Annotated in this window: 13 protein-coding genes; 3 read left to right on the plus strand and 10 right to left on the minus strand. The window is 63.2% G+C overall.

Translation table 11 applies throughout. The annotated features are described in order from the left end of the window. Positions 1–43: 43 nt before the first annotated feature. The 5 genes from EA187_RS05585 to EA187_RS05605 form a co-directional block, all read right to left on the minus strand. Positions 44–778, minus strand: coding sequence for an outer membrane beta-barrel domain-containing protein (locus EA187_RS05585; RefSeq protein ID WP_127779443.1), 735 nt, complete (start codon positions 776–778; stop codon positions 44–46). Between the two features lie 247 nt (positions 779–1,025). Continuing rightward, the gene (gene ftsY, locus EA187_RS05590) at positions 1,026–2,774 is read right to left on the minus strand and encodes a signal recognition particle-docking protein FtsY (protein ID WP_164856031.1); all 1,749 of its coding nucleotides are present in this window, start codon (positions 2,772–2,774) and stop codon (positions 1,026–1,028) included. A 161-nt stretch (positions 2,775–2,935) separates the two neighbouring features. Further along, positions 2,936–6,640 carry a chromosome segregation protein SMC gene (gene smc / locus EA187_RS05595; protein ID WP_127779444.1) on the minus strand — a complete coding sequence of 1,235 codons (3,705 nt, stop codon included), beginning with the start codon at positions 6,638–6,640 and terminating at the stop codon, positions 2,936–2,938. A 150-nt stretch (positions 6,641–6,790) separates the two neighbouring features. Next, positions 6,791–8,140, minus strand: coding sequence for a cytochrome P450 (locus EA187_RS05600; RefSeq protein WP_127779445.1), 1,350 nt, complete (start codon positions 8,138–8,140; stop codon positions 6,791–6,793). A 117-nt stretch (positions 8,141–8,257) separates the two neighbouring features. Continuing rightward, the gene (locus EA187_RS05605; protein WP_115602498.1) at positions 8,258–8,461 is read right to left on the minus strand and encodes a hypothetical protein; all 204 of its coding nucleotides are present in this window, start codon (positions 8,459–8,461) and stop codon (positions 8,258–8,260) included. 123 nt (positions 8,462–8,584) lie between these two features. Here EA187_RS05605 and EA187_RS05610 point away from each other — a divergent pair, with 123 nt between their 5' ends. Next, a complete protein-coding gene (locus EA187_RS05610; protein ID WP_164856032.1) occupies positions 8,585–10,306 on the plus strand; it encodes an asparagine synthase-related protein in 1,722 nt (573 codons plus the stop codon). Positions 10,307–10,328: 22 nt separating this feature from the next. Beyond that, the gene (locus EA187_RS05615) at positions 10,329–10,532 is read left to right on the plus strand and encodes a hypothetical protein (protein WP_115602496.1); all 204 of its coding nucleotides are present in this window, start codon (positions 10,329–10,331) and stop codon (positions 10,530–10,532) included. A 9-nt stretch (positions 10,533–10,541) separates the two neighbouring features. Here the strand turns inward: EA187_RS05615 and EA187_RS05620 are convergent, their stop codons facing one another. Continuing rightward, positions 10,542–12,293, minus strand: a complete 1,752-nt coding sequence (locus EA187_RS05620) for an N-6 DNA methylase (RefSeq protein ID WP_127779447.1) — start codon at positions 12,291–12,293, stop codon at positions 10,542–10,544. 122 nt (positions 12,294–12,415) lie between these two features. Between EA187_RS05620 and EA187_RS05625 the strand changes: the two genes are divergently transcribed. After that, positions 12,416–13,831 carry a serine/threonine-protein kinase gene (locus EA187_RS05625; RefSeq protein WP_127779448.1) on the plus strand — a complete coding sequence of 472 codons (1,416 nt, stop codon included), beginning with the start codon at positions 12,416–12,418 and terminating at the stop codon, positions 13,829–13,831. Between the two features lie 46 nt (positions 13,832–13,877). On the opposite strand, the gene udk is transcribed toward EA187_RS05625, so the two are convergent. From udk to bamA, 4 genes are all read right to left on the minus strand, one after another. Continuing rightward, a complete protein-coding gene (gene udk / locus EA187_RS05630) occupies positions 13,878–14,531 on the minus strand; it encodes a uridine kinase (RefSeq protein ID WP_115602493.1) in 654 nt (217 codons plus the stop codon). A 51-nt stretch (positions 14,532–14,582) separates the two neighbouring features. After that, a complete protein-coding gene (locus EA187_RS05635) occupies positions 14,583–16,514 on the minus strand; it encodes a hypothetical protein (protein ID WP_127779449.1) in 1,932 nt (643 codons plus the stop codon). A 55-nt stretch (positions 16,515–16,569) separates the two neighbouring features. After that, a complete protein-coding gene (locus tag EA187_RS05640; protein ID WP_164856033.1) occupies positions 16,570–17,121 on the minus strand; it encodes an OmpH/Skp family outer membrane protein in 552 nt (183 codons plus the stop codon). 66 nt (positions 17,122–17,187) lie between these two features. Continuing rightward, positions 17,188–19,671 (minus strand): outer membrane protein assembly factor BamA, encoded by a 2,484-nt coding sequence (gene bamA / locus EA187_RS05645; RefSeq protein ID WP_164856034.1) that lies wholly within the window; start codon positions 19,669–19,671, stop codon positions 17,188–17,190. Between the last annotated feature and the right edge of the window lie 158 nt (positions 19,672–19,829).

Consider the following 19,829-nt stretch of genomic DNA (forward strand, 5'->3'; position numbering starts at 1 on the left):
GCTTCTCAACCAGACAGGCGTCATTTCGAAACACACACACGCATCAGCGCTGCGCGGGCTCTTCGCTATCGGAGTATTCAAAGGCGGTGGGCACGTACAGGCTCAACCCCGCACCGACCGACACCGAGTGGGTCAGCGCTCCGTCAGGCAACCCACGCAGCTGGGCGTTGTAGATGGTGTCGCGAACCTCCAGGTTCAGCGCCATCCAGTCATTCAGAAACACCCGGGTAGTCAGCGCCGCGGTGCCCGCCAGGCCGCTCTGGCCCGAGGGACGCGCAATCGACGCGGAGTTCGCAAAGAGCACCCCGGCCGAGACCGACACATCGTAAAAGAAAAGCCCGCGGTTAAAGAGCGCGAACTTCCCGACCAGCGGCGCAAAACCCACCTCCGCGCCGCCCGCCCAATTCAGGTAGGCCGCATCGGTGCTCGCCCGCGCCTCGGTGTCCACATCGCGGAAGCTCTGGGTCGGCCCGCCGATCACCTCTCCAAAGTCATACCAGTCAAAGAGCGCCCCGGCGTAGAAGCGCTCGCTGAAGTGGAAGTTGAGGTTCGCTCCGACACGGAAGTTCCGATAGATGGAGTCATTGACGTTCACACCGAAGCGCGGCGAGAGATCCAGACGCTTCTTCTGAAGCACCGGCCGGCGTTGGATGACGTGAATGGTGTCGGAGAACTCCTGCACGCTATCCTGAGCGCTCACGGGCGAACTCAAGACTGTGGCGCTGCCCAGGGCAGCCAACGCGAGCAGATGGCGAGCGGCGAAACTACGGTGCGGCATGGTCCTTCCAGAGGCTGGGGCTTGAGCGCTTTGCGCCAGCGGCCCGCTACAGCTCGACCGGGGAGTGATCCCCGCGTGGGTTTACCTTCGATTCGCTGCGGCGAGGTATATCACAGGGATTTTTGGGGCGGCAAGAGCCCCTCTGCCCCATGTGGGGGTTCGCCGGGTGCGCAAAGCCGTTGTGGGCGTTGCTCATCGCGCCCGGCGTGCACTTGTAAAAAGACGCACACCGGGTCGCACGCGGCGATCACATAAAGAGTGCTTCAACAAACTCGCTGGAGTTAAAGGCGCGCAGATCCTCGACGCCCTCCCCGATGCCGATGTAGCGCACCGGCGCATCAAGCTCATCGCAGATACCGAGGATCACCCCGCCCTTGGCCGTGCCGTCGAGCTTGGTGAGCACCACACCGCTGATGTCGCAGGCCTCCTTGAACATCGAGGCCTGCTGGATGGCGTTCTGACCGGTGTTGGCGTCGAGCACCAGAATGGTCTCATGCGGTGCACCGTCGAGCGCCTTACCGGTCACGCGCCCGATCTTGCCCAACTCGTCGAGCAGATTGACCTTCGTGTGCAGTCGACCTGCGGTGTCACAGATGATGACATCGGCGTTCTCGGCGATGCCTTTCTCGATGCCGGCGTAGATCACCGAGGCCGGATCCGCGTTGTCCTCACCGCGGTGGATGGGGATGTTGGTGCGTTTGGCCCACACGTCGAGCTGCTCCACCGCGGCGGCACGGAAGGTGTCGCCGGCGACAAGCATCACGCTCTTGCCTTCACGCTTGAGCTTGCTGGCAATCTTGCCAATCGTGGTGGTCTTCCCCACGCCATTGACGCCGATCACAAGCATCACAAAGGGTTTGTGCGCGTCGAAGTCGATGGCGCTCTCGTGCTTGCTGAGGATCTCCTCGCAATAGGCGCGAATCTTGCCCCAGATCGCAGCCGGGTCGCGCTTCTCGTCACCGGAGAGCTCGTCCTCGACGGTGTCGATGATGCGCTGGGCGATCTTCGCGCCGATATCGGCCGTAAAGAGGATCTCCTCAACCTCATCAATAAGGTCATCGGGGATCGTGTCCGCGCTGAAGAGCTTGCCAAGGCGGTCCACAAATCCGGTGCGGGTCTTCTGCAGACCGTCGCGAAGCGACGCGGGCTCGGGCGCCGAGGGCTTCTCAAGCTCGGAGGGCTTTGCCGCCGGCGCTTCTACTTCGGTCGCAAGGTCGGCGGCCACCTCTTCGGCCTTCGGGGCAGGTGCCGGCTTCGGCGCCGGTTTGGGAAGTTTGGGCTTTGGCAACGTGCCCGCACCGCTCTTCGTACGCTCAGCCTGGGGGCGAGGTTTAGGAAGCGAGATGGAGCTTTCCTCACCAAGCCCTGCGCCCTCCTCAGGCTCTTCGCGCTCAGGCGACTTCGCTTTGGGGCGCGGAAGCCCGGTGAGCGCCTTCTTCAGCGCATGCTCGGCGGGCGCCTCGGCCGGCGCTTCGCTCACCTCTTCCGAAGATGCCTCGGCCGGCGCTTCGCTCACCTCTTCCGAAGATGCCTCGGCCGGCGCTTCGCTCACCTCTTCCGAAGATGCCTCGGCCGGCGCTTCGCTCACCTCGTCCGATGGCTCCTCGGCCGGCGCTTCGGTCTCGGCGTGATCACGTGCTGAACGCTCAGTGGCCTCAGCCGCTGTCTCTCGACGCGCGCCTTCACCTTTGACCCGCGCGCGTTTGGCGCGCTTGATCTCGGCCAGGGTCATCCCCTCGTGGATCTCCACCGGAGCGTCGACCTCGTCGCGATCTTCGAGAAGATCAGCCGTCGGTGCCTGACCACGCTCCGGCGGCTCGGCCCGAGGTCGATCGCCGGGCTTCTCGCCGCCTTTTCGCAAAAAGAGCAGCAGCGCCACCACCGCGATCAGCACCACGGCTACCAGCACGATCGGCAGCCAGTTCACCGCCTCAACTTCGGCGGCCTGTCCAATCAACGTCAACGTCGTCGCGCTGCTCAAAAGCGTCTCACTCATCCGTCCATCCATGCTTAGAGTTGATCCTGGCCTGTCTACCCACCGCAAACGCTCGCACAAGCGCCTCCACGTTCGGTTTAGACGGCGCGTTTGATCGTACAGGCCTCTTTTGCCCCGCCGATGCGCCTGGCGTCAACCGGGCGCGCCCGGCGGATATGCCCTCAGGAGGCCATCGGCTCGTCGACCTCCGAGAGACGCACCGAGACGATCTTGGAGACCCCGGCGTCTTCCATCGTTACTCCGTAAAGCATCTGGGGGGCTTCCATGGTGCGGCGATTATGGGTGATGACGATCATCTGACTGGTCGTGCTCAGATCGCGCACCATCTCGGCAAAGCGACCCACGTTGGCCTCATCGAGCGGCGCGTCGACCTCATCAAGCACCGAGAAAGGCGTGGGCTTGAGCATGAAGATCGAGAAGATCAGGCTCACCGCCGTAAGCGCCTTCTCACCACCGGAGAGCAGCGTGACGTTCTGCAACTTCTTACCCGGCGGCTGCACCTCGATATCCACCCCGGTCTCCAGCATGTTGGTCGGGTCGGTGAGCACAAGACTGGCTCGTCCTCCTCGGAAGAGGCGCGGGAAGACCTCCTGAAACTTGGCGTTAACCGCCTCAAATGTTTCTTTGAAACGCTTGCGGCTTTCGTTATCCATGCGCGCAATCACGTCCCGAAGGTCGGCGACCGAACGCTCAAGGTCGGCCTGCTGCTCGGCCTGAAAACGATGGCGCTCCTGGGTCTCGGCAAACTCCTCGATAGCCAGCGGGTTGACCGGTCCCAGCCTCTCGATGCGCTTACGTAAAAACTCCGCGCGCGACTTGCGTTCCTCCGGCCCCAGCGCGATATCGCGCACCAGCGGCTGCGCCTCGGCCAACGTAAGCTCAAAACGCTCGGCGAGCTGCTCGTCGATATGTTCCATCGCGAGCTCGGCCTCGCGGGTGGCGACCTCCAGAGCCTGAAGTGCCTCCTGAACTTCATCAAGCGCCTTGCGCAGCGCGCGCACCCTGAGTTCCTGCTCCTGGACCGCCAGCGCAACAACCTCAAGAACTTCTTTAGCCTTTTTGACGTCAGCGCGATGGATGCCGTGATCGCGCTCAACATCGGCGAGCTCTTTCCTGAGCTCTTCAACGCGCATGGTAGCATCGCGCGCACGCTCGCCCTGCTCTTCAATCTCGCGGGCAAAACGGGCGATCTGCCCCTCGGCATGACCGATGGCGCCTCGCAGGCGGCCGGCACTCTCTTCGAGGTGGCGGCGACGCTCGCGCACCTGAGCCACACGCACCTTCTCGTCGGTGAGCTCGGCGTTTCTCGCCTCCACCCGGGTGTTGACCTCGTTGAGCTGCTGCATCAGCTCACGCAACGCCCTTTCCATACCGGGAAGCGTCTCGATGTACTCCTGCTGACGCTCCTTCAAAACCTCAAGTTCTGCCTGAAGTCCCTGATGGAGTTCTTCGTGCTCCTCAAGCTCCGCCTGCAACTTTTCAACGCGAGCGGTGGCGCGGGCGCGCTCGCGCTCTTCGTTGTCACGCTCCTGCATCAAGCCACGTGCACGGTGCACAGCCTCCTGCAGCGCCTCGCGAACCGACTCTACCTCGTCTTCGGCGATGACGAGGTCCTCCTGAGCCACCTCAAGTGATCCTTGAGCTTCTTCGTCAGCAACGATGAGGTTTGCAAGTGCGGCCTTTCCGGCTTCCAGGTCGCGGGCCTGCTTGAGCAAGGTCTCGGCCTGCTCACCCACGCCACCGCCCACGACCCGACCGTCGGCAAAGAGAATATCGCCCCGGGCGGTTGCCCAGGCGCGGGTCTCCCCGGCATCGCTCCCCGAGGGGACAAGCGAAAGATCATCAACGAGCTCCAGCCCGTTGAGCCACCCGGCAAGCACCCCGCGCGGATCATCCTCAGGGCTCGGGAGCACAAAACACCCGACCCGGCCGACGTCTTCGCTTGCCAGCATCGCCAGCGCATCAAACGCTGCCTGTCGCGTCTTCACGACGATATCGCCCAGGCGGTCACCCAGGTACGCGGCGTAGGCGGCCTCCCTGCCCTCGGGCACCGCCAGAAAGTCTCCGGCCGGACCCAACACATCCTCACGCCCTTCGTCCCGGGCCCAGGTCAGCACCCGACGCACACCTTCCTGATACCCCTCACCGCGCTCGCGCATCTCCTCCAGACTCTGCACGCGAGCGCGGGTGACGGCGAGTTGGCTGGCGATCTCGCGGGCATCATCTTCGGCTTCTTTCAGGGCTTCGCGCGCCTCGGCGTGGCCTGCCTGGGCGTCGCCGCTCTTGCGCTTGAGCTGCTCCACCTCCTCGGCGACCCGGGCGTGGTCCATGGTCAGACGGCTTAGCGCACGAGTCAGGTCGTCGACATCCTCTCGCGCCGCACCCAACGCCTGCCCCGTCGCCTCGGCACGCGCGCCCATCTCGCCGAGCTGGCTGCCGACCCATTGCAGACGGTCACTGACCCGATTGGCATCACTGCGCGTCTCGTTGAGTTCCTTCAGCGCGGTATCGCGACGGCCGGTGAGCCCGTCGCGCTCCTCCCGAAGACGCTCCAGCTCCTGCTGCACGCGCAGCACCGCCTCATCATCGTCTTCGGGTTGGGCTACAAAAGATTCAAGCTCTTCTTTAACCCGCAAAAGCTCAATCTTGAGATGCTCGCGTCGCTCCTCCTGGCTTCGTTTTTCGTCGGCCAGGGTGAGCGCGCGCTCTTCGGCCTGGGAGATAGCGTCAGTCGCGTGTTCAAGCTGTGAGCGCGTCAGATTAAGGCGCGTATCGAGCTTATAAAAGGACTCGGTCAGATCGGCATGACGACGTTCTGCCTGGTGGGCATCAACGCGGGCAACGCGCAGCTGCTCCTCGCCAGCCTCAAAATCAATTTTGGATTGATGCTGGGTGCGCTTTGCTTCGCCGAGCTGGCGTCGCGCGTCGGTGGCGCGGGCCATCGCGTCACGACGCTTATCGAGCAGAAGTGCGATCTCAAGGGCACGCAGCTCTTCGCTAAAACGCTGATGCTCCTCGGCCTTTCGGGCCTGTCGCTCCAGTGTGCCGAGTTGCTTGGTGATCTCGTCGAGCACATCACGGGTGCGCTGGAGGTTGAGCTCCGTACGCTCAAGTTTGCGCTCCGCGCGGTCGCGCTGGCCCTTATATCGGGTGATGCCGCTGGCTTCCTCGATGATCAGGCGACGCTGCTGAGGTTTGGCGTTGACGATAAAGCCGATCTGGCCCTGCTCAATGATGGAATAGCCCTGTTTTCCAAGGCCTGTTCCCGCCAGCAGGTTCTGAATGTCCATCAGGCGACAGGGGATCTTGTTGATGAGGTACTCGCTCTCACCGCTGCGATGCAGGCGTCGGGTGATGGCGATCTCAGCCACGTGACGAAGTTCGCGCGGCAGGCCGTCGCCGGTGATCCAACCGGGCGCAGACGTATCCTCCTTCTCCTCGCTTTCATCCTCCACGTCGACCGCAAGTGCGCCCTGCAGGGGAGCCTCAACGGCAGGCTCCTGAACCTCGACCGGCGACTCGACATCCTTATCTGTGTCGACCTCTTCAGGGGCGTCGCCGCTTGCGTCGAGCTGCTCTTCTTCAGCCGCCTCCATCACCCGCGCGGTGTTCTCGAACACCAGGGTGACCTCGGCCAGCCCCCCGGGGCGATGCTTCTCGGTGCCGGCAAAGATCACGTCCTGCATCGAGTCGCCACGCAGACTTTTGGGCGACATATCACCCATCGCCCATTTGATGGCATCGACCACGTTGCTCTTTCCGCAGCCGTTGGGCCCGACGATGCAGGTCATTCCGTCGCTGATATCGACGGTGACGCGATCGCGAAACGACTTAAACCCCACAATCTCAATTCGACGTAGTTTCATGCCGGCGGCTCAACCCCAGGGTAGGTGCGCACTCCGCGCGCTTCCATTAAGCGCGCCAGAGGCGGCGCACGTTAACCCCAAGGAGGCATCGGGTTCAACCGCCGTAACACACCGACCCAAAAAGACAAATTCACACTAAAACTCAGACACTTACCACCTCCGAATAAAACGAAGCGGCACATCCCCCTTCGGACGAAGCGTCACGGAAGGGTCGAGCCCCACCACGGACTCCGAAAGATCCTCGACGCGGTAGCGCTCAAGGATGGTGGCGAGCACGAGCACCAGCTCCATCATCGCAAAATGATTGCCGATGCAGACTCGCGGCCCACCGCCGAAAGGTAAGTAAGCAAAGCGGGGCAAGCGCTTCTCCAGCCCATCAAGCCAGCGCGAGGGCATAAAACGCAGGGGATCATCGAAGAAGCGCTCGTTTCGGTGCACGACAAAGGTGGGAATCATGACCTGATCGCCCTTCTCGACGTGCCAGGGGCCGACCCTCACATCGACGGCGGCCTCGCGCCCCACGATCCAGGCCGGCGGGTAGAGGCGCAATGCCTCCTGAGCGACGCCCTTGAGGTAGGGGAGGTCATTGGCCGCGTTGGCACCGAGAGCGCCGCCCCGGTGATCGAGCTCATCGTGGACGCGTTGTTGCGCGCCCGGGTGGTTGGCCAGCAGGTAGAGCGCGTAGGTGATCGCCAGTGCCGTGGTCTCATGGCCTGCCAGAAAGATCGTCATCGCCTCATCGCGAAGCTGACGATCGCTCATGGCATGGCCCTCATCATCGCGAGCCTGAATCAGGCGAAGCAAAAGGTCATCGCCCGGGCTCTGGTCCCGCTGACGCTCACGAATCAAATCCCCGAGCACGTCGTCGAGCGTCTCCACCGCTCGCTCATGAACCGGCTGCAGCGGGGGATCGACGTAAGTTTTGATAAAGCGCCACATCGTATGGACGCGCTCATGAAAAGCGTCCATCCCGTCTTCAACAGCTCGGCCGATACGGTCGATCTCGTGCTCCATCTCCAGATTGAAGAGGGTTTTGACCACGATACGCAGCGTCAACTCCATACTGTCGTGATGGAACTTGCGGTCGGCCTGATCGCCCCACGTCTCGATCATCGCACGCGTAAGGCGCACCATCGCCTCGGCGTAGGCCTGGATGTGACGACGTTGAAGCGTAGGCGCGGCGAGTTTTCGTTGCCGGCGCCAGAGCTCCCCGTCACTGGTGAGCAAGCCCTGGCCGACAAGATCATCGAGCTCGTGCGTGATCTGATCCTTGATGAAGTCACCGGCCTTTCGCAGCATCACCACTTCGATGAGTTCCGGATCGCCGAACTGCCACATGGTGTTGCCGGCGAAACGAAAGCGAGAGACGTCGCCGAAGCGCTCCTGAAGCCCCTCGATCATCGGAATGGGACCGCGAGCAAAATCTCGCAACGTCAGGGCCAACGTCAGTCCACTGGGGCCAGGAACCTGAAGAGCAGAGCGATCAGGGGGAGAGGACATGGCATCACTCGGGGGTCAGCGCAGGCGAGATGGGCCCACTGCGAGAAGTTCAAAGCGTAAGCCAAGATTCGCACAGCGGGCTCTACGGTCAAGCCCTGCCCGCTACCCCTTATCCCCCTAACGCGCTTGAAACATCGCCTCGACCGAGGCCCGTTCGCCATCCGTCGCGCTTCCGGCGACCTGAACCGGCGGTGGATTCACAGCGCTCGCCGGCGCCGATGCCGGCCAGAGCGAAAGCGCCAGCGCACCGATTAAAAAGATCATCAACCCCAGAGCAGCCAGCTGGGGCTGGGGCTGCACTTCGATCGTCTCCCCCTGCATACACACTCCCTGTGCACATGCGCCCCACCCGGCCCTGCTGGCCAATCGATGCCGCGCATGAAGATGTCATCCCTGAGACTACCTTTAAACATAATCACGACACCGCCCACCACGGAGCCAGCGTTGACAGACCTCTACCTGGGCCCGGGCTGCCGCGCTGTGCTCCCCGGCGATGCCGCACAGCTCGATGCGCAGATCTGGATGCGCCCTTCACCGATCTGGGAGCACCGACTGATTCATGTCCGAGACTGGCGCGCGGTGATCGTGGGAGAGCGCTGCGCGCTTGAGGCCTGCTGGGACGATGTCATGGCAGCGCTTGGACGGGGCCACACCAACGCTCTCGCGAACATCCCGGGGGTACACAGCGGGATCTTCTGGCATGAGGGTGCGCACGCATCGATCTGGTGGCGCGATCGTTTCGGGCGCATTCCCTGGCAACATCGCACCCGGCCGGCCCTTGCAGCCAGCACCGATCCCGAGGTCATCGGAGCGCTGAGTCGTAGGGATGAGCTAAACCCGCTGCGAGTAAGTGACTTCCTGGCCGGCGGGCATGCCAACGATCGCGCAGATTTCGCGCTGAACGTTGAGCGCCTCCGTCCCGGAGAAGTTGCCCGGATCAGAAGTCATGGCGCCATCGCGCTGGGCAGCTGGTGGCGCGCGCGCGCCGATGCGCTGGCGAGCGCGCCACCCTCGCCGCAACGCCGTGCGGAGGTGGCCAGCATGCTGCACAGGCACCTTGAGCGCGGTGCTCGCGTGCTCTCAGAGCCCGGCAGCTGGCTTGCACTCAGCGGTGGGCTGGACTCTGCCACCCTGCTGGGCTTAAGCCCGCACCCATCGAGAACCCGTACTCTGACCCTGGATCTTGACCCGGGGGAGCGCCAGCGCGCCGGGGCGCTCGCCAGGTCCCTGGGTGCGCGCTGGGAGCCAATTTCCATTGAAGCTCGCTGGCCCCTTCGACACCCCTCCCATCACCTGAGCGCGGCCGGCTGGGGGCCGCATGCCCACCCCGACCTCGGGTGGTTCTTCGAGGCGCTCTGCGAACTTCGCGCGCGGCTTGATGAGCCTCTCTCCACCCTGGTCACAGGCCACGGCGCCGACGATGCCCTGTGGATCCCGCCTCGGGTCTGGCTCAGTGACCGCGTTGAGCACCGTGCCACCGTTGATCTTCTCGACGCCGCCCGTCACCTCGGTGCGGCCCCCCTGGCCGGCGCCGCCCTGGGGGCGCTCACCGACCGCCTGGGGCTACGCGCGTACCGCGAGCACTACCGCCCCATCGCCCCTGTCTCACCGTCCTGGCTTCGCGCCCTGCCCTACGCCTCCCCGGCGACTCTCGAACCGGTCGCACTCAGGTTTTCGCGCTTTCGAGCCGCCCGACTGCATACCTGGAACTGGGAGATGATCATGCGCAGCCTGGCCCGCATCGCTCGCCAGGCCAACCTGCGCCTGCTGACTCCTTTCCTTGATGCCCGGGTATGGGACTTATCTTTAGAACTAACCCCTGCCGAGTTGGTCGAGGGGGGACGCCAGAAAGCACCGCTTCGCCGCCTCGGTCAACGCCTGCCCACGCAGGTTAGGCGGCGTCCAAAACGCGGAAGTTTCGACGTGCTCGTCGAGCGCGGGCTGGCCGATAAGGAGCTCAACCGTGCGCTGCGTCTGATGGTCGACTCGCAGCTCGCCAGACACCGGATGATCGATGAAGCCAACTTCCACAACGCCCTGGCCGACTATCTGGCGCGACCCGTCCCGGGACCGCCCTGGCGCGGATCCTGGGAGATCTGGCGAACTCTGGCAGCCGAACTCTGGCTTCAAAACCACCGCCGGTGGGTCGCAGCCAATTCCACCTGATGCTTCTCTGTTGGAGGTTCATATGTGTACGCATCAACCTCGCCATCGCATCAACCGCCGCGCGCTGTCGACACCACGCGCCCAGACCAACCTGCCCGATGCTTCGAGCTACCGGCCGCCACGCGTCGAGCCGCTTGGGCCACTTAAAGCGCTGATTCGAGGTGCCACCTCCAAGGGCGTCGACGCCACCGGTGGCGTCGATTTGGATATGCCCTACCCCGGCTGACAGCCCCTTCTATGCCCCTCCACGCCAGCCGACCACGGGCAACTCACGAAGCGGGGAGCTGTAGAACTCCAACAGTTCCCCCTTCTGCTTGCCGAAGACCCGTAGATAGCGCTCAACCTCGACGCTGTTGAGCTTCGTCATCAACGCGTGCAGGTAACGCACCGGATCCTCGACCTGGTCCGGCGCCACCAGAAAGGTGCAGTCGCTGGAAACCACCGCACCGCTTAAATCGAGCGCAAAGCAGGGGCATTTTGCTCGCCGGGGCACAACCAGCTTCGGCGCCTGCATCGCACCGACATCGCGTGGCCAGTGCAGGCGATACCAGGGCATCTTGCCGGTGCGAACCTCACGGCGCGCCTCAAGAATCGGCCGAAACGGGCCCAGAACCTCCCCCACCGCAGAGCGATGCGCCGCATCCACCTCGCCGTCCAGATAGAGCATCCAGGCGTGCACCTCATCGCCCTCATAGATGCGCCCCGCTTCCAACCTTCCCGAGCGCAATACAGGCCGCGCATAGGCCAGGAGCGGCTCCCAGTTTCGCGGCAGAGTGTCACCCTCACTCAAAAAAATCGGTGCCCCGACCTCCCAGCCCTCCTGATCTCCGTAGGTGGTGATGTGACGTCGCGTCACCCGGTCAGCGCCGCTGACCACCCCCTGAAAGTCGCGTACAAGCTCCCCCAACGGTCGGCCCACCTCACGCTGCAGCTCTCCCCAGCGCAAGTCCTCATCGACGGCTCGAGGGTTCCAACGCTTCCCACAAAGTGTCCGAGGATGCACCTTCTCCCATGCCGCCGCCCCGCCATCCGACGCCCCCCGAGTCGACCGCGCCGCGCGCCAGCGCGGCTCTCGCAGAGCCGGGCCGCGGCGAAAGACCGCGAGCAGAACATCCTGGCCCGGGGCGGCATCGAATACAGTCTGGGTTCGCAACCACTCGAAGCGCTCCATGGAGCCGCGTTCTCCCAGCCAGTCTCGCAGCAAAGCAGCCCCGTCGGCCTGCAGCCAGTGCGGCGGCGTCAACCACGCACACTGGCCTCCGGTGGCCGTCATCTCTACCGATCGCGCCAGAAAGTAATAGAGAAGGTCGGCCCGCACCCCGCGCACGTCTTCAAAGCGTGGATGCGCCCGAAGCACCTCGGCGAGCACCTCGCCATGCCCCTTCTCAGGCACATAGGGCGGATTCATCACGACCGCCGCAACCTCCCCCTCAATACCTTCGGGCAAGGGCATCAGACCATCGCCGACCAGAATTCGCACGCCTTTATAAGCCCGGTCACGGCGGGCATCGAGAAGTCGCAGCGCGGCGACTCGCGCCAGCGCCGGGTCCCGCTCCACTCCCACCAGCGCCCGCCCGGGCCAGCGCCGGTCTGCGGCGAGCAACAAGGCTCCGGCGCCACACGCCGGATCGACGATGGGCCCGGGCGTGGCAAGCTCATCAACAAGACCGATCAGTTGCTGCGCCACAGGATCCGGCGTAAAGTGAACGCCGTACGAGCGCCGCTCCTTGTCGCTTAGATACCCATCCCACGCCCCACCTTCCCTTCCGTTCCGCTCCGCCCCCCCACGCCTGCCCTTCGTCTCGACGATCGCGCGCAGCCCCCTTGTCTCATCCCCTTCCACCGCCCCCTCAATCGCATCGATCACCTCGCCAACAGCCGCGCCCCATCGCACCGCCGTCGCGCGCACTTCTGCGGCCAGCGCCAACCACAGCCGAGACGGGTTCTCCGACGCACTCCCCTCGCTGACTTTTTTCTCCCCTTTCACGGCTCGTCCTTGCCTCGACGCTCTTCACTTTCCTATGCTGCGGAAGAGCCTGTTAACGGCCTCTCTGGCAGCTCAGGCCCGCTTGATCCGGGCCACGGCACCTCTCAGCCACCACACACGCTATGACCACGCTCTCCCTCTCGACACCGGGCACTCGCCTGGCCGACCGCTACGAACTCACCGAAGCTATCGGCGAAGGCGGTTTCGGCATGGTCTACCGCGCCCGTCAGCTCAATGTCGACCGAGACGTCGCCATTAAGATCCTCCCGCCACGCTTTGCGTCCGTCGACGACGTCGTCGAACGCTTTCGACGCGAGGCCCGCCTGGCAAGCCGACTTCAGCACCCCAACACCATCACAATCCACGACTACGGCCAGCAGGACGATCTGTTCTTCATCGTGATGGAGCTCCTGCGCGGCCGTGACCTGGCAGACCACCTCGATGCGTCCTCCCCTCTCGAACTCCAAGAGGCCCTGCACATCGCCCGGCAGACCCTGGGTAGCCTTCAGGATGCCCATGATCAGGGCATCGTCCACCGCGACCTCAAACCCGAAAACATCTTCCTGACGCAGATCGGCGATGACCCTAACTTCGTCAAAGTCCTCGATTTTGGCATCGCGAAGATGGCACAGGGCGGGCTTGAAGGGGGCTCCGAACCCGGCGGGCGCAAGCTGACGATGAGCGGGTCCACCGTGGGAACCCCTCCCTACATGTCGCCCGAGCAGGCCGCCGGCGAAGAGGTCGATCCGCAGACCGATATTTACGCGCTCGGGATCATCCTTTTTGAGATGCTTAACGGACACCCGCCCTTTAGCGATCCCAACCCCGTCAAAGTGATGCGCGCTCACCTCTTTGAGCCGCTCCCCGCCTTCACCAACATAAAACTTCGCAACAGCCGCATGGAGTCCATCGTCCGACGGGCGCTGGAGAAAGATCGCGCGCACCGCTTCCAGAACACCGCAGAGCTCCTCGACGCCCTCGCCCGGCCCAACCTCAGCGAACGGTCGCTGGGCTTTGCCCCCCTCGCCGGCCAGAGTGATGTCGGAGCAACCCACCCCTCGCGTGCCACCGCGACCAAAACCCGGGCTGAAGACGCGGTTCCCTTTGAGGATGTGCGCCGCCACCCCGTGGAGGAGCCTCCTCCGGGGTTCACCCGGGGAGCAAGCTCTTCAAGTTCATCGATCATCACGGTGTTGGAGCCTCCCGCGCCTCGTGAAGACGTGATCGTACTCACCCGCCGTAAAGAACACGCCACCCCGACTGCGACAGGCTCACGCCAGCCCACGCCCGAGCCTCATACCGCTCCCGAGACACCAGGCAACGCCCAACCTACCCGGGCCCCCTCAAGCTCGCCAGATGATGTATGGACCTGGGCGGATGACGCCACCCCCGACGCCAGCGGCTCCCAGCTGCTGGCCTCCCCCTACGAGCGTTCGCCACGAGGCGGAGCAGGCGCGAAGATCGCGCTGGCGCTCACGCTCATCGTCGTGCTGGTCACGCTCGTGATCCTTGGCGCCCTCGGCCGGCTCCCGCTCTAAAACCTCACGCCGCCAGGCCCCCCCTTAGCTCCCTGACGGCCACCGCTCAGATCAAGTTGAGCTGGTTACGCACCTTGATATGCGTCAACCTCGAGGTGATATCGGCCACGACCATATTGATGGCGATATCGTTCTTACCGCCGCGCGGGATAATCACGTCAGCGTAGCGCTTGCTCGGCTCCACAAAGCTGTAGTGCATCGGACGCACCGTCCGCTGATACTGCGAGATCACCGACTCCAGCGTGCGGCCGCGCTCGGCCACATCGCGCTCCAGTCGACGAATGAAACGGATATCATCGTCCGCGTCGACAAAGATCTTCACCTCAAGAAGATCGCGCACACGCGCGTCCGCAAGTACCAGAATCCCCTCAACGATCACGATCGGCGCGGGCTCAATCTCCACCACGTTTTCCGTACGCACCGACTCGGCAAAGCTGTACACAGGCTTCTTGACCGCCTGCCCCGCCGAGAGATCTTGCAGATGCTGAATAAAGAGTTCGGTATCAAACGCGTCGGGGTGATCGAAGTTGAACTTGCGACGCTCCTCTTTGGGCATCTCGCTCAAATCACGGTAATACGAGTCCATATCCAGGCAGATCACGTCCTCGTCGAACGCCTCCAGAATACGGCGCACCACCGTGGTCTTACCTGAACCGGTGCCCCCGGCGATTCCGACTAAAATAGGACTTGCACTGCTCACGCCTGACCTCGTTTGCCGCTTCTCGCGTTGAAGGTGGAGGCGCAAACAGGCTCAGGGCCGCTCCACCGTAACCTCGTAAGGCTCACAGGAAGAGCCTCCGCTTGCGCTGACGGCCAGATAGTAGAGCCCATGGGGCAAGTCAATCGATAACTCCTCATCGGCACCGGGACCGGCACGATTGACCTGTGCCACGCGCGCCCGCTCATCATCGAGAAGCTCAAAACGCACGTTAAGCCGATTGGCCTTCACGCGCACCCGAACAGCCTCCGTCTCAGGCGGCTGCCAGCCGAGCGAATCGGCCGTGGGAGCCGCCGCCCCGGGGTCCCCCTCAGGAATCGCACCGGGCTCGGTCGCTTCCGAAGCAGCTCGCTCCGCGGCGGCATCATCGTCGCTGCGTGCGCCCTCCTCAGGCTCCCTCACATGCTCTTTGTGCGGGTCCTCGGACTCACCAGCCCCCACCAGAAACGCGTAGTAATCGACGTCGCCCTCGGTCGATATAAAGCCGACCCGAGCTGCGTTCGCTACAAGGCGATCGGCCTCTTCCGGTGCATTGTTCGGCTCAATCTCCAGTCCCGGGGTCTTCGCCACATTGCGCAGGCGAAGCTCATAGTCATACGAGCGGTTCACGAGACTGAAGTTGGATTCGGCCGCCCGCACCTCCACATCATACGCCCCCGGACCGAGCACGTGATTGCAGACCGTCAGCGACTCACGAGGCTCCTGAGCCTCCAGCGAGAACTCCCGCTCTCCGGTCTCCACATCGGGAATCCAGCGCAACGCGAGGCGATGATCCTCTTTTAGAGGATTGACGTTGAGCTGCGCCACAACCTCCGGGGCCTCCTTCTCCGGTACCGCCGCCCAGGGATCGCTCTCCTCCCCCTGCACAGCCTCATCCCCGGCCACGGGCGCGCTCTCATCGAGCACGTACTCGACCTCTTCCGCCTCGGGAGGAGTGATCATAAAACGGTAACGATCCACATCCCCCGGTGCATGCAGGTACGCGCGAACGACGTTCTCAAAATCAATAACCTGCGCGCCCCCAGCGTTATCGTTTGGCTCGCGCTCCACGACAAACTCAGGCTCAGGCGGGTGCTCAATCACCCTGAGCCGGTAGCCGCGCTGACGGTCATACGCCTCTCCGGCGGTAAGCACGAACCACAGGCCCTGCGCGCCACTGGCCAGCGCGATGTTGGGGATAATCGCAGGCCGATCTTCGGCCACCACCAACTCCAGGAGCGCCGCCTCAAGCTCCGGCGCCCCGTAAATCCGCAATGTCTGAGACATCCCGGCCACCGAGCTGACCTCCAGGCTGTACACCTTGCCAGGGTCGAGGTCATCGGTCTTCACAAAGTAAATATCGCGGTCTTGAGGCCGGTCATACACGCCCTGAACCTCACCGGGCACCGAGAGCGGCGAGGCGATGTGAGCGAAGTCGTTTGGCTCCACCTCGACCGCGCCCGCACTCAAGCGTCGGCTCACGTCCACGCGGTAGTCCCCCGTCGTGCCGTCGGCGCCGCTGACAAAAAAGCGCCGCCCTTCGGCCGGCACCGACATCATCGGCACAGCCTCGACCTCGCCAGCTCCCGCCACCTGATAGAGCAGCTCCGGGAAGTCTCCCTGCCCCTCCACCTCCACATAGATCGCGGCATCGAGCGTCTCACCGACCGGGGTCACGCTCACATCGACCAGCCACGTCTCCCCGGTGGGGGGCTGTACGACAAACCAGTCCACGTCCTCGTCCGGCTCGATCGCTCCGTGGGTCGGACGCATATCGACGCCCAGCACAATCGCGGTGGCCTGCGCCGCGCTATCATTCGGCTCGGTCTCGCGAAGCTCGGTGGTCTGCTGACGTGCCTCGGCCGGAATCACCCGCTCGTCTTCGCTCTTCCCCATCAGCGAGCGCACCTTGCTCTCTACATCACAGCCTGAGACGCCCAGCGCCAGACTTAGAATTGCTGCAGTATAGCGGTGGGCTCGCATCATCGTCCTCGTTGCCTCACCGGCCGACGCAGGGCCGGAGTAAGGAGATCGGGCTCACTTAGGGGTGAGCGGTGTTGTAACGGCGCACGAGCTCGTCGGTCAGGTTCATCCCGTCGGCCGCGTAGAGCACCGAAGACTCCGTGCGCTCCAGGATCAGCGTGTAGCTCTGCTCACGGGCGATCGTGCGGATGATCGCGCGCATCTTGTCGAAGATCCCCTTGGTCGCCTCGGCCTCTTGCCGCGCGAGCTCATTCTGAAGTTGCAGGTAGAGTTCCTGAAGCTCTTGCATCCGCCCCTGAAGGGCCATGACGCGCTCCTGGCGTGCTTCTTCCGAGAGCATCATCGCCTGCTGCTCAAGCTCCTGACGCATCTGCAGAACTTCATTCTGCTTGGCATCCAGGCGCTGCTGACGCTGCTGAAACTCGCGCTCCAGGCGCGCTTTCACGCGCTTGCCTTCCTCAATGGAGTTGAGCGCCTCTTGCATATCGACATAGCCGATCTTCACGTCCTGGGCGCTGGCCGTCGACAAACCTCCGAGGATCACCGCAGCGGCCATCATCAACGCCACCATCAGGCGGCTCATCGACTTACTCAGTTGCATGTTACTCATGACGTCTCCCTTCATCCTGGTCACCAGGCGACCCTTCGCGGGGAACCCCCGCCGGGCCGTCTCAACTTAAAATGCGTTCTGAATGCTGAAATCAAATACCAGCGGCTTCTCGCCAGACAGACGCTCCAGCGGAACACCCCATTCAAAGCGAAGCGGTCCAATCGGGCTGAACCAGCGCACCCCGAAGCCCACCGTCGTGCGCAACGCATCGGCGTAACGGTTGGCGTCATCGCTCATCAGGTCGAGCTTGAGGGTGAAAGGAGTGCCGTCGTCAAATGCATTCCCAACGTCCGTGAAGACCACCCCGGTCACGTTGCCCGCAGCGATGATCGGAAACTCCACTTCGGCCGTCAGCACCAGGCGCTTGTTACCACCGTAATGAAACTCACTGAGCCCACCTGAAGGGTCGTCACTCGATCCCGGCACACGACGACTCGGCCCCAGCGTGTAGCGGTCAAAACCGCGGATGGTGTCGGGCCCGCCCGCAAAATAACGCTCGAAGATCGGCACCGGACGATCGGGCGAGGTGCTGGTCACAAAGCCCAGATTTCCGTTGAGGCGCAGCACCATGTTCCAGAAGAGCGGGAAGTAGAAGCGCGCATCCAGATCATACTTGATGAACTCATTCTCACTGGCGGTCAGCGTGCCGTCCGCAACCTCCACGCGCGCCGAATGGTACATCCCTCGCTTGGGGAAGATGCGGTTATCGCGCGTATCCAGATATGCTCCCAGACGCACGCTGCTGGTCAGACCGCCGGTGAACAAGGGCGACGCCGGCTGCACGTTGGTGCCCGAGTAGCCGCCGGGTTTCACCTGCACATCTTCGAGTTTGTAGGTCAGCGAAGTTGAAAGCGCATCGCCAATCTCCAACCCTAACAACTCACCCAGAGGATAGCCGAAGGTCAGGTTTCCGCCCGTCGAGACGCGCGAGAAGTCCTGGTAGAGGTAGTCGAAGTTATAAAGGTCGACCGCAAACTGCCAGCGAGTACCCAGCAACCAGGGCTCGGAGAAGCGCAGATTAAAGAGCCTCCGAATGCCCGAGGCTTGAATGCTCAACGCCAGCGACTGACCACGCCCCAGCAGGTTCTCCTGCGAGACCTGCCCCTGGAAGATGAAGCTCTCCTGGCTGGAGAGGCCCGCGCCAATCTGGAAGGTCCCGGTGGGACGTTCTTTGATCTCAATGCGCAGGTCCACCACATCCGGCGAGGACGTGGGCTGGCTGGTCACGGTGACCTGCTCAAAATACCCGAGGCGCTCCACACGCGCTCGCGACTGCTCGATCGCGCTGGCCGAATAAAGCTGCCCCTCCTCAATGACAAGCTCACGACGCACGACCTTATCACGCGTCTTAACATTGCCCACGACCTCAATGCGCCCGATGGAAACAAGAGGCCCCTGCGTCACGGTCAACGCCAGGTTTACCTTTGAGGGGTCCTCCTGCGTGGGAATCGGCTGCGGGACCACTCGGGCATTGGCATAACCTGCGTCCTGGTAGAAGCGCTGGATGCGCTGGATACCCGTCAGCATCTCGCCCCAGAGCATCACGTCGCCGGGCTCAAGGTCGATCATCGCACGAAGCTGATCTTCATCGGCGAGCAGGTCGCCCTGAATGGTCACCTCATTGAGGTAATGTTTGATCCCCTCATCGATACGAATGGTCAGGTAAAGGTCACGCTTATCACGAGAGAGTCGAATCGTCGGCTCATCGATCTGCACCTGCAGGTACCCCTGGTGGTAGTAATACACCACCAGGCGCGTCAGATCGTCCTGAAAGTCCTGCTCGCGGAAGTTGCCAAACTTGGTCAAAAACGACAGCCAGTGCCCCTCGCGGGTGGCCATAATGTTTTTGAGTTCATCGTCCTCAATGGCCGAGTTACCGAGCAGCGTTACGCGCTTGACGCGCACTTTGGAGTATTCGCGAATCTCAAAGGTTACCACGGCCAGATCGTCGCGGCCTTCTACGCCATCAATCTCGTAGTCGACCTCCGCCAGATAGTGGCCTTTCTCGCGGTAGAGCTCCTGGATGGCGGTCGCGCTGCGGTTGATATCGGCGAAGTTCGCGATGGAAAAGCGCTGCAGCTCCACCACCTCTTCGATATCTTCGGTGCTGAGTGCGTCGTTTCCACGGTAGCGGATCGCGTCGATCGCCGGCTTCTCGTCGACGATGAAGGTCACCACCACACCCTCACCGGTGGCGGTTGCATCAACCCGAACATCATCGAAGTAGCCGAGCGCAAAGATGCGCCGAATATCCTCGCTGACCTGTTCCCGAGAGAGCGCCATACCGGCGCGCAGACGCACCCGGTCGAGGATCGAGGCGGCCTCCACGCGGCGATTGCCCTGAACCCGCACCTCCGCGATATCCTGCCCCTCGGCGGCGGCCTCGCCGCTCGGCAGCTGCGCGCTCAGACGCGGTGCCACCGGTGCGCTGTCCAGAATCTCGGGGCGCTCAAGCTGCGGCATCCCCTGGGCGTGCAGCGCCGTCGGCATCCCGATCAGCCCCACAAGCGCGCCGAGCAACAGCGCAGCCCTTAGCTTTCCATCAACCATCACATCTGTTCCTGAGAGCATTTCAAAGTGGGCGCGCATCGTTACGCATGCGGCGTCGGTGCGGAAGAAGCGACGCCATCGGCACCGCCGGATGCGTCCGCCACCACGGCAACCTGGCGCGGGTCTCGGGGCGTCTGATCAATCAGCTCATCGGAGAC

Source organism: Lujinxingia sediminis, from assembly GCF_004005565.1.
Taxonomy (GTDB): domain Bacteria; phylum Myxococcota_A; class Bradymonadia; order Bradymonadales; family Bradymonadaceae; genus Lujinxingia; species Lujinxingia sediminis.

Coding starts and splice junctions, on each gene's coding strand:
- ftsY (WP_164856031.1), bottom strand. CDS start 2,774: ATGAGTGAGACGCTTTTGAGCAGCGCGACGACGTTGACGTTGATTGGA.
- EA187_RS05585 (WP_127779443.1), bottom strand. CDS start 778: ATGCCGCACCGTAGTTTCGCCGCTCGCCATCTGCTCGCGTTGGCTGCC.
- bamA (WP_164856034.1), bottom strand. CDS start 19,671: ATGGTTGATGGAAAGCTAAGGGCTGCGCTGTTGCTCGGCGCGCTTGTG.
- EA187_RS05640 (WP_164856033.1), bottom strand. CDS start 17,121: ATGAGTAACATGCAACTGAGTAAGTCGATGAGCCGCCTGATGGTGGCG.
- EA187_RS05635 (WP_127779449.1), bottom strand. CDS start 16,514: ATGATGCGAGCCCACCGCTATACTGCAGCAATTCTAAGTCTGGCGCTG.
- smc (WP_127779444.1), bottom strand. CDS start 6,640: ATGAAACTACGTCGAATTGAGATTGTGGGGTTTAAGTCGTTTCGCGAT.
- EA187_RS05605 (WP_115602498.1), bottom strand. CDS start 8,461: ATGCAGGGGGAGACGATCGAAGTGCAGCCCCAGCCCCAGCTGGCTGCT.
- EA187_RS05615 (WP_115602496.1), top strand. CDS start 10,329: ATGTGTACGCATCAACCTCGCCATCGCATCAACCGCCGCGCGCTGTCG.
- EA187_RS05600 (WP_127779445.1), bottom strand. CDS start 8,140: ATGTCCTCTCCCCCTGATCGCTCTGCTCTTCAGGTTCCTGGCCCCAGT.
- EA187_RS05625 (WP_127779448.1), top strand. CDS start 12,416: ATGACCACGCTCTCCCTCTCGACACCGGGCACTCGCCTGGCCGACCGC.